General features: G+C 66.3%; 13 protein-coding genes and 1 riboswitch. Of the genes, 8 read left to right on the top strand and 5 right to left on the bottom strand.

Features of this window, described 5'->3' with window-relative positions; genetic code table 11:
* Positions 1–275: 275 nt before the first annotated feature.
* The 4 genes from SPHN_RS06745 to SPHN_RS06760 form a co-directional block, all read right to left on the bottom strand.
* Positions 276–2,447, bottom strand: coding sequence for a TonB-dependent receptor (locus SPHN_RS06745; protein WP_248522169.1), 2,172 nt, complete (start codon positions 2,445–2,447; stop codon positions 276–278).
* 168 nt (positions 2,448–2,615) lie between these two features.
* Positions 2,616–2,856: riboswitch (cobalamin riboswitch) on the bottom strand.
* 307 nt (positions 2,857–3,163) lie between these two features.
* Entirely contained in the window at positions 3,164–4,345 is a 1,182-nt protein-coding gene (locus SPHN_RS06750; protein ID WP_248522171.1) for a PepSY-associated TM helix domain-containing protein, read from the bottom strand.
* Between the two features lie 2 nt (positions 4,346–4,347).
* On the bottom strand, positions 4,348–6,564 hold the full coding sequence (locus SPHN_RS06755; protein ID WP_248522173.1) for a TonB-dependent receptor: 2,217 nt from the start codon (positions 6,562–6,564) through the stop codon (positions 4,348–4,350).
* An 86-nt stretch (positions 6,565–6,650) separates the two neighbouring features.
* Positions 6,651–7,133: a DUF2946 family protein gene (locus tag SPHN_RS06760; RefSeq protein ID WP_349238470.1), complete on the bottom strand. Its 483-nt coding sequence runs from the start codon at positions 7,131–7,133 to the stop codon at positions 6,651–6,653.
* Between the two features lie 210 nt (positions 7,134–7,343).
* Between SPHN_RS06760 and SPHN_RS06765 the strand changes: the two genes are divergently transcribed.
* From SPHN_RS06765 to SPHN_RS06780, 4 genes are read left to right on the top strand one after another with little or no spacing between them, the layout of a single operon-like run.
* Entirely contained in the window at positions 7,344–9,536 is a 2,193-nt protein-coding gene (locus tag SPHN_RS06765; protein ID WP_248522177.1) for an NAD(+) synthase, read from the top strand.
* 54 nt (positions 9,537–9,590) lie between these two features.
* Complete coding sequence (locus SPHN_RS06770) at positions 9,591–10,451, top strand: CDP-alcohol phosphatidyltransferase family protein (RefSeq protein ID WP_282580461.1); 861 nt, start codon at positions 9,591–9,593, stop codon at positions 10,449–10,451.
* Between the two features lie 15 nt (positions 10,452–10,466).
* Complete coding sequence (locus tag SPHN_RS06775) at positions 10,467–11,558, top strand: inositol-3-phosphate synthase (RefSeq protein WP_132735585.1); 1,092 nt, start codon at positions 10,467–10,469, stop codon at positions 11,556–11,558.
* A 1-nt stretch (position 11,559) separates the two neighbouring features.
* The gene (locus SPHN_RS06780; RefSeq protein ID WP_248522181.1) at positions 11,560–12,291 is read left to right on the top strand and encodes an NTP transferase domain-containing protein; all 732 of its coding nucleotides are present in this window, start codon (positions 11,560–11,562) and stop codon (positions 12,289–12,291) included.
* 299 nt (positions 12,292–12,590) lie between these two features.
* Here the strand turns inward: SPHN_RS06780 and SPHN_RS06785 are convergent, their stop codons facing one another.
* Positions 12,591–13,232: a peptidylprolyl isomerase gene (locus tag SPHN_RS06785; RefSeq protein WP_248522182.1), complete on the bottom strand. Its 642-nt coding sequence runs from the start codon at positions 13,230–13,232 to the stop codon at positions 12,591–12,593.
* 139 nt (positions 13,233–13,371) lie between these two features.
* On the opposite strand from SPHN_RS06785, the gene SPHN_RS06790 reads away from it, so the two are divergent.
* Genes SPHN_RS06790 through SPHN_RS06805 form a run of 4 tightly spaced genes read left to right on the top strand, consistent with a single transcriptional unit; the run spans position 13,372 to position 16,698 of the window.
* Positions 13,372–14,277, top strand: a complete 906-nt coding sequence (locus tag SPHN_RS06790) for an ATP-grasp domain-containing protein (RefSeq protein WP_248522184.1) — start codon at positions 13,372–13,374, stop codon at positions 14,275–14,277.
* On the top strand, positions 14,277–15,308 hold the full coding sequence (locus tag SPHN_RS06795) for an LLM class flavin-dependent oxidoreductase (RefSeq protein ID WP_248522186.1): 1,032 nt from the start codon (positions 14,277–14,279) through the stop codon (positions 15,306–15,308). The genes SPHN_RS06790 and SPHN_RS06795 overlap by 1 nt, the downstream gene beginning before the upstream one ends.
* Positions 15,305–16,039, top strand: a complete 735-nt coding sequence (locus SPHN_RS06800; RefSeq protein ID WP_248522188.1) for a methionine ABC transporter ATP-binding protein — start codon at positions 15,305–15,307, stop codon at positions 16,037–16,039. Before SPHN_RS06795 ends, SPHN_RS06800 begins: the two co-directional genes overlap by 4 nt.
* The gene (locus tag SPHN_RS06805) at positions 16,036–16,698 is read left to right on the top strand and encodes a methionine ABC transporter permease (RefSeq protein WP_248522190.1); all 663 of its coding nucleotides are present in this window, start codon (positions 16,036–16,038) and stop codon (positions 16,696–16,698) included. Before SPHN_RS06800 ends, SPHN_RS06805 begins: the two co-directional genes overlap by 4 nt.
* Positions 16,699–16,700: the final 2 nt, after the last annotated feature.

Genomic DNA, 16,700 nt, shown 5'->3' on the forward strand with positions numbered 1-16,700 from the left:
ATTAACGTTTCAGCTGCCAGCGTCCGCTTTCCTCCCCAACCCGGACATTCCCAAAATCCGATCGTTTGGGAAACCCGGCTGCGATGAAACCGTTACCGTGCGAGCCTTTTCCACCCGAGCCAGATCCCGCTTATCGACGTGGCGATGCCTGCGATCGAGAACAGCCAGATCAGCATGTCCCAAGCTGGACGATGCAGGGCGAGAGCGCGATCCGGCGATGAACGCGGTAGAGCCAGCGCCGGGCGATCTTGCCGAGCGCCGGCGGTCCGAGGGTGTTAGAAGCTGACACGAAGCGAGACGTCGATCGAGCGGGGACGGCCAAGCACCCATTGCTGGTTGGTATACGTACTGAGCGCGTAGTCCCGGTCGAACAGGTTGTAGCCGTGGACAGCGACCGCGACGCGCGGCGTCACCGCATAGGAGAGCGTGGCATCGACCGTGGTATAGCTGGGGATGCGGAAGCTGTTGGCGTTGTCCGAATAGCGACGCCCGACGTAGCGCAGCCCGGCGCGCGCCTGAAGCGCGCGCGTCGCGTTCCAGCGCAGCCAGAGATTGGCGAGCGTCTCGGGCACGTCCGGCGGGGTATTGCCGTTGAAGCTCGTGCCGCCTGAGACGAAGTCGTCGAAGGTCGCGTCGAGGATGCTGCCGTTCGCATCGATCCCAACGCCGTGAGGTAGATCGAGCGACACCGCGGCCTCGACACCCTTGGCCGATCGCTGTCCCACCTGCTCGACCGGGCTCGTCGGGGTCAGCTGCGCCAGCAAGCGCTTCTTGACGATGCGGTAGGCGGCCAGCGTCGCGGTACCGTGCCCGTCGAGGAACACCGCCTTGGCACCGACTTCGACCTGGTCGCCCACCGCGTTGCTGAACTGCACCTGCCCCGTCGAATAGGTGGTCAGCGTCCCGAGCGGGTCCACGCCGGTGGCATATTGCGCATAGAGCGAAACCGTCGGAACCGGCTGATAGACGCTCCCGATCCGCCAGGTCATATTGTGCAGCCGCTTGTCGAGCGCGAAGGTTTCCGTGCTGGCGCCGCCCGGATAGACGATCGACCAACGGCGTATCCTGTCGCGTTCGTAGCGCACGCCGCCGACGATCGAGACGTGCGCGCCGAGCTTCAGCCGGTCCTCGGCAAAGACCGCATATTCGTCGGTGCGCGTGCGATAGCGCGGTGCGATCCCCTGCGTGTCGCTGATTAAACCGGGATCGAACGCGAAAGGATCGACCTCCGAAACCTGCGGGTCCGAACCGAAGTTGTGAGAGTAGGTGAGTTTGATGAGGTTGACGTCGAAGCCCATAACAAGGTCGTTGCTGACGCCATCGGCGATGCGCGTCCGGAGCGTCACGCTGCCCTGATCGCCCCATTGCGTCTGGTCGTGGACGATCCCGGTCATGTCGGTGCGCAGGACGCGGCCGGGCGTCCCGGCGTTGGTGCTGCCGTTGGGGCAGACCCCGCCCGCGGCGATCCAGCAATAGCTTTCGAGATTGAGCCAGTAGCGTTTGGACGTGAGGCGATAGGCCTGGTTGCTGACGGTCAGTGCATCGCTCGGCGTCCAGTCGACCTGCAGGCTGGTGCGGTTGTCGCGGTAGCGGATAAAGCCGTCGCGCGTGTTGTAGTTGCGTTCCCGGATGCGGTCGTCGAGCCGAGCGTCGATCAGCGGCGTGCCGAAATAGCGCATCGGCTTCTGGTCGCCATAATCGTCCCGCGCGGTGACGACGAGCGTGTCGGTCGGTGCCCATCGAAGCGTGCCCGACACGGCATGGCTGCGCGACTGGCCGCGATCGACATAGCCGTCCGATCGGCGATAGCTGCCATCGATGCGGTACGAGAGGCGCTCCGTGATCGGCCCCCCTGCGCCGGCTGCCACATGGAAGCTGTCCTGCGAGCCATAGCCGATCTCGCCTTCAATCTGGGTCCGTTGCGTATCGGGTTTGCGCATCAGGACATTCACCGCGCCGCCCAGCGCGCCCTGGCCGTAGAGCACGGAGGCCGGGCCGCTCAGGATGTCGATACGCTCGACCATCCACGGATCGGTGGGAAAGGTGATCGTCCCGGCAGCCGGGAACAGCCTTATGCCGTCGATGAGCTGGAGCACGGATCCCTGACCGCTGAAGCCCCGCGCGGCGAGCGCGGTGCCGCCGTTGCCGGGGTTGCCGGCGTTGCTGATGCCGGGTGCGCGGCTCGTCGCGTCGATCACCGACAGGTCGCCGCGCGCGCGGATCGTGGCGCCGTCGATGACCGAGATGGTCGCGGGAGTCTCAAGCGGCGTGAGACCCAGGCGGCTGCCGGTCGCGTTCGGCGTGGTGAGCGTGTCCTGGGCATGCTGGCCGACAACCAGAATGTCCTCGTTGTCGGAAGTAGGCGCGGACTGAGCGTTGAGCGGTACTGCGAACACAGGCGACAGCAAAGCCCCCGCAAACGCGAGGCGAGACGATAGGAACGGCATTACGGTAATCCCCGGGGCGTCGAGCGAACCCGGCAGGGACCTTCCGCGAACGGCCGACATCCGCGCCAGCCGGACGCCATCGCGACCGGCACGCATGCCCGTGCGGCCCCCACCGCACACGTCGTCGCTCGACGGAGTACCGTGCCTCGGCCACCCCCTGGGCCAGGCAAGAGCGACCAGACGCCGGCAGGTCTCCTGGCTCACGGGTCATCACATGATGCACGGCCTTCCCAGGCCCTCGTGACGTAACGTCTGGCCCAGTGGCTGCCCCTTCCTATGAAGGAAGAAGCGATATGCATCGCGCTCGCCGCTTACAGTTGCAGGGACAGCCTCGGATTCAGGCGGCGAACCACCCTCACCGCGTTCCCTATTAAGCCCCTCTCGGGACACCGACGCGATCATGCCGACCTGCTTCAAAAGCAGATCAGCGGCGCCGATGTATCCCGATCAATGCCTCTGGGCAATCGCCATGCCCCAAAGCCACGACCTGACAATTTCGCCGCGGTTTTAAAGGGACGGCGAGATTGTAGCCACCAGACAAGCTCATCGAACCAATGCTCGCTCGTCGTACCTTTCGCGTGCGGGTCGAACCCGTGGCCACCGCGCTCGTACCGGTGCAGTTCGGCCGCAGCTCCTGCCTGTCGCCGTGCAGTGCAGATCAGCACGGCCAGATGGCGTTTCGTCAGACGATGCCGGACGGCGTGCACACGGGACGGCTATCGCTGGCGGCGCGGCGTGTCGCTTGGACATTCCGCCTTGGTATCTGGCCGGTATTTGCCGGCAGAGCGAACAGCCCTGCCCCGGCGCAACCAGTGAAGAAGGCCGGTCGCGAACAGCAGCGTCGGCACGAAGCCCAACAGGACCGCGAGGATTCGCGTCGCCATTCCGCCGACTGTCCCGTCGTGCAGCGTGCGTATCCAGCTCACCAGGAAGGTCCCGGTGCCGGCGCGCCGAACATCGTGCACCGCCAGCACCCGGCCCAAAGGCTGATCGACGAAGACGTAACTGCCGGGGAAGCGTGGGTGAGGATCGCCGTCCACCTGAAGTCGCACCCTGATCGGCGCATCCCGCGCGCTGGGCACATCCACGAAGACGATCCGGCCGTCAGGCAATGCCCGGTGCGCTATCCCGAACGCGCGAACGATCGTGATCCGGCCCGCTCCATCATCGACCGACTTCGGCGCGGGTATCGCCGCAGGTCGGAACAGGGCTTGCGTAGCGGCAGGCAGGGCCAGCAACACGCCGGTCGCGACGAGCACGAACAGCAGCACCATGCTCCACAGGCCGGACAGCTTGTGGAGGTCCCGCAGGCGACGGATCGGTGCGGCGTCGCGCTTGAAGGCGAGCGCCTTGCGCCAGCGTCCGCGCGGCCACCAGGCCACCACGCCACTGATCAACAGCAGCAGCATCGGCACCCCGGACCAGCCCACCACCTGACCGCCGATATCCCCGGCAAGGAGGGCCATATGAAGTTGGTAGAGCCAGCTCATGAGATAGCCGCCCCACGGTTCGGCACGAACGATGCGCGTGCCATCGGCCGAGAACCAGACCATCATCCGGTCGCCGTGGTGGCCGGGCGCCGGATAATAGCGCGCCGGGATCGCACCGCCCTCGCCCGTTACTTCAAGCGTCCACTTGCCGCCTGTGTCGTGCCAGCGTGCCCGCCCGGTCGTCAGCGCGCGATCCCAGACGCGTGCGTTCAGATCGGGCGCAGGATCGTCGCGACCGGCCTGGATCGCAGGATGAAGCGCCGTGTCGATGCCGGTGTAGAAGACGAGTGCCGAGCCTGTGAGGCCCAGCACCACGAACAACATTCCGACGCTCAACCCCAGCCAGAGATGGACGCGCCGCATGAGAATGCGCGCGCGCGATGCCGCTGATCGCCGATGCCCGGTCATCGTCAGAACCGCGTCGCAAGCGCGACCTCGAACGATCGCGGCGCGCCGATATAGACGTTGGTGGTCGGATAGCCGGAATATTCGCCGTAGAAAGCATCGGTCAGGTTGCGGCCCCGCAGCGTCACGGTTGCCTGTGGTGCGACCGGGAACGATAGGCTTGCATCGAGCACGGTATGCCCTGCGACCCCGATGGTGTTGGCGGTGTCGGTGTAGAAGGCGCTCGCGTGGCGGAGGAAGCCGCCCAGCGTCACCGTGCCGGCGATCGTATAGAGCGCCGAGCCGTTGACCGTGGTCGAGGGGATGTTGATCGGACGGTTGCCGCGCCGGTCGACGCGCACGCCGCTCACCAGCTCCGAGAGTTGGTCATATTGCGCGTCGGTATAGGAGACGCCACCCGACAGGCGCAGCGCCTTCACCGGCGCGACGACCGCCGACAGTTCGACACCCTGCGACGACTGGCGGCCGCCCTGTACGGCCAACGCCGAGTTGTTCGGGTCGCGGGTCAGGATGTCATTCTGCGCGATGCGATAGGCAGCGGCGGTCACGCTTGCCCGTCCGCCCCAGCCGCTTGCCTTGAACCCGGCCTCGTAGGCGCGGCCCTTGGTCAGCCGGAACCGGCTGTTCGCGATCGAGGCAAGCAGGGTCGACGACACCGGCGATACCGCGGTCGTATATTGCGCGTAGAGGGTCAGACCGCCGCCTGCGTCCCAGGTCGTGCCCGCTCGCCACGATATGGGGTCGAAGGTCGGACTGTTGCGATCGACCGCGCCGCCCACATTCTGGATCGTCGTCCGGTCCAGCTCCATGTGATCCCAGCGTACCCCGCCGACCAGCAGCCATTTCGGCGTCAGGTTCAGCGCGTCTTCGGCGAACACCGAGGTCTGCTTCAGTTTGGAATCGAAGGTGACGTTGCCGGCGGTGAAGATCGCCGTCCCCGTGGGCAGGGGTAGGATCGCCGGGTTGCGCACGTCCACCGCCGGCAGGGCCGATACGGGCGCCGTCTGACGCAAGCTGACGAAATCGGTGTCGTTATGCTCGACGCCCAGGCTGAAGCGGTTGCGCCGGCCCGCGATGACGCTGTCGTTGCCGACGACCCCGCGCGCGTTCCAGAACTGGTGATCGTGGCGGAAATCCTGATAGGTCTGGCGGAAGCTGCCGTTCGGAAACGCCGGTGTGGGCGCAACGAAGGCCTGGCTGTCCGCCAGCAGGAACGCGCGTTTCGCGGTATAGCCGGTCAGATCGAGCGCGAACGTCCAACCGCTGCCGATCGACCAATCCAGCCGCGAGCGCACCGTCGTCTCGTCGGCGCCGGAATAGGCCCCCTGCGGATTGTAATTGTGACGTCGCAGCGCGCGATCGGCGACCAGGCCGTTCGCGCTCGTCACCGCGTCGGTCGGGCGCAGCGCATATTGGCCGGGGATCAGCGGCAGTCCCTGATAGGTCGCGTCGTAGCGATCCTCGAAATGATCGACCGCGACCAGCAGCGACAGGCGGTCGCTCGGCTTCCATAGCGCGCTCGCGGTCAGTCCGGCCGAGAAGGTGTCGTTGTTGTCGACATCGTAGAGGCTGTCCGAGCGCTGGTAGCTGGCGTCGGCGCGTACCGCGATCGTCGACGACACCGGCAGGTTGACCCCGCCGGCCGCGAACACCGTGTCGAAACTGCCGACCGACAGGAGCGTGTCGAGATGCCGTTCGCCCAGGACCGGCTTGCGCGTCACCTTGTTGATGACGCCGGCCAATGCCCCCTCGCCGTAGAGGACGGACGCCGGTCCCTTCAGGACTTCGATCCGGTCATAGTGCCAGTTGTTGCTGTCACGCTGGACGACGGTCGAAGCGGACACCCGCACCCCGTCCTGAAGGATCGACACGGTATTGCCGGCGAAGCCGCGCATCGAGACGACCGCCGGGTTGCCGGGAACGTTGCCGGCAACGGCGCCCACCACGTCGTTGAACGTCTCGCGCGCGGTGCGCAGCCCGCGGACCTGGAGATCGTCCTGCGTCAGCACCTCGATGCTCGCCGGCGTCTCGCGGATCGTCAGGCCGAGACGACTGCCGGCTTGTACCTGATCGTTCAGCTTGAGCGGGTCGCGCTGGCCGGTGACGATGATCGTCGCGTCGATGCGTTCGTCAGAATTGGTGTCGCGCGTCTGTGCGCCAGCCGGAACGGCCAGCAGCAGGCACGGCACCGCGGCGCCAGCCAGCAAATATGTTCGGATCATGAGATTACCTTCGACCGGCCCTGCGCGCGATGCGTGCAGGGTCGCACTTCATGGACGCGCTGCCTGATGCAGCGCGAAATGACAGGTCAGAGGTAGGTCGGGGGCGCCCGCAAGGGTGGTCGCAGGAACGCCGGTTGAGAGTGCCCCGGCGGAACGGCTATCGTCAGGCCGATGGCCATGACGAACGCGATCAGCGCGGCAAGCTGGATCGGGTCTATCGGGCCCAGGACGGCGGCTGACAATCCGGTGAAGGCGCAGGGCATCTCCGCCTTGCCGTGGTCGTTCGACTTGCCGTGGCCGGCCGTGTCGTCGTGCATCCCCGGCATGTCCATCGTCCCCGGCATGTCTATCGTCCCCGGCATGTCCATCGCCATCGCCCCGGAGGTGGTGCCCGAGCAGAGAGTGATGGCAAATCGGCCGTGATCCGTCGCGATCATGTAGCCGGTCGGTACCAGCAGCTTCATCAGCAGAGTCGCAGCGCAAAGCAACACAGCGAGATGGCGTTGCGCGAAAAGATGCCGGACGGTGTGCACAGGGAGCCGACTACCCCCGCTGGCGGGGAGTGTCACTCGGACATTCCGTCTCGCCTGTTTCCCGTTTCAGCATCGTCTTCGAGACAGGCCGCAGCGTCGTGCCATGCCAGCTATCGCGATCCGCCTTCGCGGCAATGGCCGAAACGCCGCCAGTCCGCTAACCTCTCCCATACCGCAGCATGGGCGGCGTCTTCGGCAATGTGCAAGCTGGTGGCGTGACGGGCGGTTGGGGTTTATCGGTGCGGCATGACGCATCCCTTCTACGCCATCCACACGCACGGCTTGGTCCGGGTCGCCGCCGCTACGCCGCGAGCGTCGGTGGGCGATACCGGCGCGAATGCCGAGGCCACGATCGCGTTGGCGCGCGAGGCGGACGCGAAGGGCGCCGACCTCGTCGTGTTCCCCGAACTGAACCTCACCTCCTACGCGATCGACGACCTGCATCTCCAGACCGCGCAGCAGCGCGCGACGCTGGCGGCGATCGCGACGGTAGTAGAGGCGAGCGCGACCTTGCGGCCGGTGCTGCTGGTCGGCGCCGCGTTGGTGCGCAACGGGCGGCTGTATAACTGCGCGCTGGCGATCGCGCGCGGGCGCGTGCTGGGCGTGGTGCCCAAGACATTCCTGCCCAACTACCGCGAATTCTACGAGAAGCGCTGGTTCGCGAGCGGCGCCGGCCTGACCGGGCTGACGATCGACCTCGACGGTGCCGAGGTACCGTTCGGGACCGACCTGATCTTCGGTGCGCGCGACCTGCCCGGCTTCGTGTTCCATGCCGAGATCTGCGAGGATTACTGGGCCCCTACCCCGCCCTCGACCGCGGGCGCGCTCGCGGGTGCGCTGATCTGCTGCAACCTGTCGGCGTCGAACATCGTCATCGGCAAGGCACGCGAGCGGGCGATGCTGGCGGCGTCGCAATCGGCGCGCGCGGCGTGTGCCTATATCTATTCCGCCGCGGGGCCGGGCGAAAGCACGACCGAAGTCGCCTGGGACGGCCAGGGCCTGATCCACGAACTCGGCGAGCAGATCGCGGAGTCGGAGCGGTTCTCGACCGAGCCGGAACTGGTGATCGCCGACATAGATTGCGAACGCATCACGCAGGAACGCCTGCGCAACGGCACGTTCAACGACGCCGCTGTATTCGCCGGCAACCCCGAAACGCGCTTCCGACGGATCGGATTCGATCATGCGGTGGTGCTTGAAGCTGAGATCAACCTCGAAGCCAACGATCCTCCCCCGCCAGGGGGAGGTGGCAGGCGCAGCCTGACGGAGGGGGAGGAGAGCGCAACCGCTGTTCCGTGTCCTCCCCCTCCGTCGCCTTCGGCGCCACCTCCCCCTGGCGGGGGAGGATCGGACAGTCTGCAACGTGCCATTCGCCGTTTCCCGTTCGTGCCAAACGATCCCGCACGCCGCGACGACGATTGCTACGAGGCGTTCAACATCCAGGTGGAGGCGCTATCGAAGCGGCTGGTCTCCGCACATGCCGAGACGATCGTCATCGGCGTCTCCGGCGGGCTCGACTCGACCCACGCGCTAATCGTCGCGGCCAAGGCGATGGACCGGCTCGGCCGCCCGCGGACAAACATTCTCGGCTTCACGATGCCCGGCTTCGCCACCGGCGACGGCACCAAGGCAAACGCCTGGGCGCTCATGCGCGCGCTCGGCATCACCGCCGAAGAGATCGACATCAAGCCCGCCGCCCGCCGCATGCTGGAGGATATCGGCCACCCGTTCAGCGAAGGCGAACCGGTCTACGACATCACCTTCGAGAACGTGCAGGCAGGGCTGCGCACCGATTACCTGTTCCGCCTCGCCAACCAGCGGCGCGGGATCGTGCTCGGCACCGGGGATCTCAGCGAGATGGCGCTCGGCTGGTGCACGTACGGCGTCGGCGACCAGATGAGCCATTACGCCGTCAACAGCGGCGTGCCCAAGACGCTGATCCAGTTCCTGATCCGCTGGTGCATCCGCACCGACCAATATGACGCGGCGACCGATGCGATCCTGTCGACGATCCTCGCGCAGGAAATTTCGCCCGAGCTCGTGCCGGCAGGCGCGGATGGCGCGTTGCAGAGCACCGAGTCGATGATCGGGCCGTATGCGCTCAACGACTTCTTCGCGCATTACGTGATCCGCCACGGCCTTGCCCCCTCGAAGATCGCGTTTCTAGCGTGGCACGCATGGCGCGATGCGAGCGTCGGCGCGTGGCCGGAGGACCTGCCGGAGGATGCACGCGTCGCCTACGACCTGCCGACGATCCGGAAATGGCTGGAAAAATTCCTGTTCCGGTTCTTCACGACCAGCCAGTTCAAGCGGTCGGCGATGCCCAATGGGCCGAAGGTCTCGGCGGGCGGCGCGCTGTCGCCGCGCGGCGATTGGCGGGCGCCCTCGGACGGGATCGCGACGGCGTGGATCGAAGAATTGCGCTCAAGCGTTCCATAGGGTTAGCTACGCTACCTTGCATAAACCGCCTGCGCGGCGCATTATGAAAATCCTATGACAGTGGCTCCACCGGATGGATCGCGCGATCGCCGGATCGAGATCCCATCTAACCTTTGGCTGATACACCCGGCAGGCCGTGCGCTTTTGCCGTTCGCGTTGGCGCGTGGAATTTCTGCGAATGCGGTGTCGGTCATGGGGCTCTGTCTCGGTGGGGCTGCTGCGCTTGCCTATACCCAGTGGGGCAATTGGGCGCTGGCGCTGGTCGGCTTGGTGCTGTCGATCGGCTGGCTGATCGCCGACGGACTCGACGGCATGGTCGCGCGCGCGACCAAGACCGCCAGCCCGCTCGGCCGGATGCTCGACGGGCTGTGCGATCACGGCGTGTTCGCGCTGATCTACGTCTCGCTCGCGCTGACGATCGATACGCCCGAAGCCTGGATCCTCGCCTTGGCCGCCGGTGGCGCGCACGCGGTGCAGTCGAACATGTACGAGGGCGAGCGCTCGCGCTTCCATCGCCGGATCAAGGGCGTCGCGCTCGATGCGCCCCCCGTACCCACCGGCAACGCACTCGTCCGCTTCTACGACGGGGTCGCGAGCAGCATCGATCGGATCGCCATGCCGTTCGAACGGACGCTAGGCCAGGCCAGCGATCCGGTCGCACTCGGTGCGCTGTACGGGGCTCGCGCCGTCGCGCCTTTGCGCTTCATGGCCTTGCTTACCGCGAATGTCCGGGTATGGGCGATCTTCGTCGCCTGCTTCGCGGGCAACCCACGCATCTTCTGGTGGTTCGAGATCGTCCCTCTGACGCTCGTGGCCATCGTCGGGCTCGTCTGGCACCGTCGTGTCGAGCGGGCTTTCGTTCGTAATACTTCTGCAACGCGACCAAAGACCGCGTCGCGCATGCATCTTTCGTAAGGAACAGGGTCAGTAATGAATAGCATTCGGATCGCCGTGGTCGGCATCGGCAACTGCGCGAGCTCGCTCGTGCAAGGCCTCGAGCATTACCGTGAGGGCGCCAACGACCAGGTCGGCCTGATGCATTTCGACATGGGTGGCTATAAGCCGAGCGACATCAAGGTCGTCGCGGCCTGGGACGTCGATCGTCGCAAGGTCGGCAAGGACGTCGCCGAGGCGATCTTCGCCAAGCCGAACTGCACCGCAGTGTTCGCACCGAACGTAAGCAACACCGGCACGATCGTGAAGATGGGCAAGAAGCTGGACGGCGTCGCCGACCACATGGCCGACTTCAAGGACGACCGTACGTTCCTGGTCTCCGACGCCGCCGAGCCGACCCGTGAAGAGGTCATCGCCGAGCTGAAGGCATCGGGCGCCGACGTGCTGATGAACTACCTGCCGGTTGGTTCGCAGGAAGCCACCGAATTCTACGCCGAGTGCGCGATCGAAGCGGGCGTGGCGTTCGTCAACAACATCCCCGTGTTCATCGCGTCGAACCCGGTCTGGGCGAAGAAGTTCGAAGACGCCGGCGTCGCGATCATCGGCGACGACATCAAGGCACAGCTCGGCGCGACGATCGTCCACCGCGTGCTGACCGACCTGTTCGCCAAGCGCGGCGTGAAGCTGGATCGCACCTACCAGCTCAACACCGGCGGCAACACCGACTTCCTCAACATGTCGAACCATCGCCGTCTCGAGTCGAAGAAGATCTCGAAGACCGAAGCCGTCCAGTCTGTCGCGGCCGAGCGGATGGACGACGACAACGTCCATATCGGACCGTCGGACTATGTCCCCTGGCAGAACGACAACAAGGTCTGCTTCCTGCGGATGGAAGGCCAGCTGTTCGGCGGCGTGCCGATGAACATCGAGCTGCGTCTCTCGGTCGAGGACAGCCCCAACTCGGCAGGCGTCGCGATCGACATGATCCGTTGCGCCAAGATCGCCAAGGATCGCGGCATCGCCGGCGTGATCGACCCCGCCTCGGCCTATTTCTGCAAGCACCCGCGCACGCAGATGACCGACGATCTCGCGCAGATCGAAGTCGAGCGGTTCATCAAGGCCGCCTGAGATGATCGAGACGCCCCGGATTCAAACGGCGATCATCCTCGCCGCCGGGGAAGGCAGCCGCCTTCGCACCTCCGCCCCGTACAAGCCGCTATGCGCGGTGGCGGGGCGGCCGTTGATCGCCCACGCGCTCGAAGGTCTGGCGGAAGCCGGTTTCGCGCGGGCGATCGTGACGGTCAGCTATGGGCGTGAGGCGATCGAAGCGTATTTAGCGAGCCGGCGCTGGCCCCTTAAGGTCGAGACAGTGCTCGCCGACCACCGCGAGCCCAACGGCGTCTCGGTACTGGCTGCGCGTGATGCGCTGGCCGGCAGCGAAGCGGTGCTGGCGATGTGCGACCACCTCGTCAGCCCAGACCTCTACGCCCGCATGGCGAAAGCCGGCGCTGGCGGTGGTCTCCGCCTCGGCATCGACCGGCGCCTCGGCCATGACTGGGTCGACCCCGAGGACGTCACCTGCGTCGCGACCGAAGGCGACCGCATCGTCGCGATCGGCAAGGGCCTCGAACCCCACGACTGCTACGACACCGGCGTCTTCGCGATCGGCCCCGCGCTGTCGGACGCGCTGGCAACCCTAGCAAGCCCGTCTTTGACCGAAGGCGTCCGCCTGCTGGCCGCGCAAGGCCTCGCCCGGACCGTCGATTGCAGCGACATCGACTGGATCGACGTCGACGACGCCCCCGCGCTCGCCAAGGCCGAAGCGTGGATGGCGACCAAAGCGGACGCAGTCGCCGCCTGACCCAGTCGAGTTCGCGTTCGAGAACTCCCTGTTACCAACTACACTTCTGTTCCTTGTTCCCTCGCGAACGCGGGGGCCCAGGAGCCACAGGCACCGCCCTATATTTAGCTGGGCCCCCGCGTCCGCGGGGGAACGGCTAGGCGGCGCTCTGTGTCTCGGTCCAACCGACCCCTCCCCAACACCACCCCGGCGAAGGCCGGGGCCCAATTGGGGGACGGCTATAACGCAGCGCAGTCCAACATCACTGCGACCTTGCCAATTGGGCCCCGGCCTTCGCCGGGGTGGAAAAGACGGGTAGGCTACTTCGCCCGACGAACCGTCAGAATCTTAACCGGCGCGGCAATCATCTGCCCCTTCATCACCCGGACCCCAGCAGTAGCCGAAATCGGCGCAGCAAGGATGCGTTTCACCACGTCCATCCCCTCGACGACATGCCCGAACGCCGCATACCCAGCGGTATCCCCACTTCCCGTCGGGTTCGCATCCAACGACAGCACCGGCCCGACGGTAATGAAGAAATCCGCCGTCGCCGTCCCCGGCGCCAACCGCGCCAGCGAGATCGTCCCATCGACATGCGACAGCCCGGTCTTGCTGGTCGGCTCATGCGCGACGGGCTTCAAGATACGCTTCGGATCGTTCTGCGGCCCGCCCTGGATCAGCCCGGTCCCCTGCCCCAGGTTCATCGCGCGGTAGAACGTCACGCCATCAAGCCGCTTCTGGTCGACATAACGCAGGAAGTTTGCGGTCGTCAGCGGCGCGCGATCCTTCTCCAGCGCCAGCGTGATCGGCCCCTCGTTGGTCGTCATCACGATCGAGATGGTCGCCGCCGGCACCGCCTCGGCCGGAACAGGCGTGGCTGGTGCGGCCGGAGCGACGGTTTGCGCCGAGCCGGAAACAGCACAGAGAAGGACGAGCGAAGCGCCAAGCGTTTTCAAGATCATGACCAAGGCTACCGCGGCAAACGCGCCCTGTCAGCCGAGAACGTGAGCCGAGAACGTCAGCCGGTAACGATGCGATATTGCCGCCGACAAACTATTGCTTGGGTTTGCACGCCCGCGCGCAATGCGTATCCGGAGAGCGATGACCGATCTCGCCATTCTCTACGAGCACCCGCTCTGGTTCGAACCGCTGTTCGCCGCGCTCGACCGCCGCGGCGTTGCCTTCACCCGCGTCACGCCCGACGGCTTCTGGAACCCCGCCGACCAGAGCGCCCCCGCCCCCGTCGTCTTCAACCGGATCGCGATGTCGAGCTTCCTGCGCAACGACGAACATCCGATCTTCGACACGATGGCGATGCTCGATCACTGGCGCCGCACGGGCGCGCGCGTGATCAACGGCACCGACGTCCTCGCGATCGACGCGTCCAAGGCACGGCAATTGTCGCTGATCGCCTCGCTCGGCCTCGCCATCCCCGAGACCCGCGTGGTCCACCGCGCCGCCGACGTCGTCCCCGCCGCGCAGACGCTCCGCTTCCCATTGGTCGTGAAGGCGAACATCGGCGGATCGGGCGCAGGCATCATCCGCTTCGACAGCCTCGACGAACTGCGCGCCGCCGTCGCCGACGCCGGCCTCCCAAGCAGCGTCGACGGCGTGCTGCTGGTGCAGGAATACGTCCCCGTCCGCGACGGCGCGATCACCCGGATCGAGACGCTCGACCGCAAGTTCCTCTACGCGATCGAGGTCGCCGGCGGCGGCGCGTTCGATCTCTGCCCGGCGGATGCATGCGTCGTCCCCGGTTCCGGCATCAAGATGGCCGCGGTCGAGCCGTCGCAGACCTTGAAGGACGCCGCCGAAGCGATCGCCCGCGCGGTCGATCTCGACGTCGGCGGAGTCGAGGTGATGATCGACGACCGCGATGGCGTCGCGCGCTTCTACGACATCAACGCGCTGTCGAACTTCGTCGCCAAGCCCCTCGACGTGCTCGGCTGGGATCCCCACGACCGCCTCGTCGATTACCTGGTCGAACAGATCGAGAAGGCCCGCTGATGCGCTATGGTTACTGGACTCCCGTCTTCGGCGGCTGGCTTCGCAACGTCCCCGACGAGGGGATGGAGGCGAGTTGGGCGTACACCAAGGCGCTCACGCAGAACGCCGAGCGCTGGGGCTACGACCTGACGCTGATCGCCGAGCTGAACCTCAACGATATCAAGGGCATCGAACAGCCTGCGCTGGATGCATGGTCGACCGCGGCGGCGCTCGCGGCAGTGACCGACAGCATCGAGCTGATGGTCGCGGTCCGCCCGAACTTCCACCACCCCGCGCTGTTCGCCAAGGCGGCGGCGAATATCGACCGGATCTCGGGCGGACGCCTCGCGCTCAACGTCGTGTCGTCCTGGTGGGCGGACGAGGCGAAGCAATACGGCCTCCAGTTCGACCAGCACGACGATCGCTACGCCCGCACCGCCGAGTGGCTGACCGTCGTCGACGGGCTCTGGACCGAAGAACGGTTCGACTTCGCGGGCCAGTTCTACACCACCGAACAGGCGATCTGCTCGCCCAAGCCCGCCAAGCGCCCGACCGTCTACGCCGGTGGCGAGAGCGAGAAGGCCAAGGCGATGATCGCCGCGCAGTGCGACGCCTACGTCATGCACGGCGACCCCGCCGACGCGATCGCGCCGAAGATCGCCGACATGGCCGCGCGACGTGAAGCAGCCAATGAGAAGAGGGGCGGCGGCGCACCGATGCAATACGGCATGGCTGCCTACGCGATCGTCCGCGACAGCGAGGCGGAGGCGAAACGCGAACTCGAGCGCATCACCAGCGTCACCGAACTCCCCGCCGGATACGCCAATTTCGACCAGTGGTTGTCGGGCACGCAGCTCGAACGCGAGTTGAAGATCCAGGAATACTCCGTCTCCAACCGCGGCCTGCGCCCCAATCTGGTCGGCACGCCCGAGCAGTTGAAGGAGCGTGTCGCGGAGTACGAAGCCGCCGGTCTCGACCTGCTGCTGCTCCAGATGAGCCCGCAGGCCGAGGAAATGGAGCGGTTCGCCGCGCAGGTCATGGGCACCGCATGATCCGCCTAACTGACGTCGTTAAAACCTACCCGGCAACCGACGCGGCTGCCCTCGACGGCGTGTCGATGGAAATCCCGGCGCGTGGCGTATTTGGCGTCATCGGCCAGTCCGGCGCGGGCAAGTCGACGCTGATCCGCCTGATCAACGCGCTAGAACGTCCGACGTCGGGTCGAGTCGAGGTCGACGGCGTCGACGTGGCGGCATTGTCGGCGGCAGACCTGCGCGCGCTACGCCGCCGGATCGGCATGATCTTCCAGAATTTCGGCCTGCTGTCGTCGCGCACGGTCGCGGCAAACGTCGCGTTCCCGCTGGCGCTCGCGGGCGTATCCAAAGCCGAGCGCGAGACGAAAGTCGCTGCGCTACTCGACCGCGTAGGTCTCGCCGATCACACCACCAAATATCCAGCCCAGCTATCCGGCGGCCAGAAACAGCGCGTCGGCATCGCTCGCGCGCTCGCCACCGACCCCGACATCTTGCTCTGCGACGAAGCCACTAGCGCACTCGATCCCGAAACCACCCGCTCGGTCCTGACCCTCCTCCGCGAACTCAACCGAGACCTCGGTCTGACGATCGTCCTGATCACGCACGAAATGGACGTCGTCCGCTACGTCTGCGACCGCGTCGCCGTCCTCGAACGCGGCCGTATCGTCGAAACCGGAGACGTTACCGACATCTTCGCCAACGCCACGCACCCGGCGACGCGGCGCATGCTGGCGGCGCTGGCGGCATGAGCTTCTTCGCCAACATCGACTGGTCGGACATCGGCCAGGCGTGCCTCGACACGCTGATCATGCTCGGCGGGTCGCTCGTGCTCACGATCGCGTTCGGGCTTCCGCTTGGCGTCCTGCTCTACCTCACCGGCCAGGGCCGCCTGTCGCAGAACCGCGTCGCCAACGTCGTGCTCGGCGTCATCGTCAACATCCTCCGCTCCGTCCCGTTCATCATCCTGCTGATCGTGATGATCCCGCTCACCGTGATGCTCGTCGGCACCTCGCTAGGCGTCGCCGGCGCGATCCCCCCGCTCGTCGTCGGCGCGGCACCCTTCTATGCGCGGCTCGTCGAGGGATCGCTCAAGGAAGTCGACCGCACCACGATCGAGGCGGTGCAGGCGATGGGCGCCACCACCCGCCAGATCGTCACCGGCGCGCTGATCCCCGAGGCGCTCCCCGGGCTGATCGCCGGCGCCACCGTCACCGCGGTTGCGCTCGTCTCGTTCACCGCGATGGCGGGCGTGGTCGGCGCGGGCGGGCTCGGCGATCTCGCGATCCGGTTCGGCTATCAGCGCTTCCAGACCGACGTCATGGCCGTCACCGTTGTGCTGCTGGTCGTGCTCGTCCAGATCATCCAATATGCCGGCGACGCGCTCGCCCGCCACTTCACCCGCCGCTAGGA

Origin of the sequence: Sphingomonas faeni (genome assembly GCF_023195535.1) — a bacterium.
Classification (GTDB): domain Bacteria; phylum Pseudomonadota; class Alphaproteobacteria; order Sphingomonadales; family Sphingomonadaceae; genus Sphingomonas; species Sphingomonas faeni_B.

Bases quoted from the DNA above. Each gene is read 5' to 3' on its own strand.
- SPHN_RS06745 (WP_248522169.1), bottom strand. From the start codon at position 2,447: ATGCCGTTCCTATCGTCTCGCCTCGCGTTTGCGGGGGCTTTGCTGTCG.
- SPHN_RS06750 (WP_248522171.1), bottom strand. From the start codon at position 4,345: ATGACCGGGCATCGGCGATCAGCGGCATCGCGCGCGCGCATTCTCATG.
- SPHN_RS06755 (WP_248522173.1), bottom strand. From the start codon at position 6,564: ATGATCCGAACATATTTGCTGGCTGGCGCCGCGGTGCCGTGCCTGCTG.
- SPHN_RS06765 (WP_248522177.1), top strand. From the start codon at position 7,344: ATGACGCATCCCTTCTACGCCATCCACACGCACGGCTTGGTCCGGGTC.
- SPHN_RS06770 (WP_282580461.1), top strand. From the start codon at position 9,591: ATGACAGTGGCTCCACCGGATGGATCGCGCGATCGCCGGATCGAGATC.
- SPHN_RS06775 (WP_132735585.1), top strand. From the start codon at position 10,467: ATGAATAGCATTCGGATCGCCGTGGTCGGCATCGGCAACTGCGCGAGC.
- SPHN_RS06780 (WP_248522181.1), top strand. From the start codon at position 11,560: ATGATCGAGACGCCCCGGATTCAAACGGCGATCATCCTCGCCGCCGGG.
- SPHN_RS06785 (WP_248522182.1), bottom strand. From the start codon at position 13,232: ATGATCTTGAAAACGCTTGGCGCTTCGCTCGTCCTTCTCTGTGCTGTT.
- SPHN_RS06790 (WP_248522184.1), top strand. From the start codon at position 13,372: ATGACCGATCTCGCCATTCTCTACGAGCACCCGCTCTGGTTCGAACCG.
- SPHN_RS06795 (WP_248522186.1), top strand. From the start codon at position 14,277: ATGCGCTATGGTTACTGGACTCCCGTCTTCGGCGGCTGGCTTCGCAAC.
- SPHN_RS06800 (WP_248522188.1), top strand. From the start codon at position 15,305: ATGATCCGCCTAACTGACGTCGTTAAAACCTACCCGGCAACCGACGCG.
- SPHN_RS06805 (WP_248522190.1), top strand. From the start codon at position 16,036: ATGAGCTTCTTCGCCAACATCGACTGGTCGGACATCGGCCAGGCGTGC.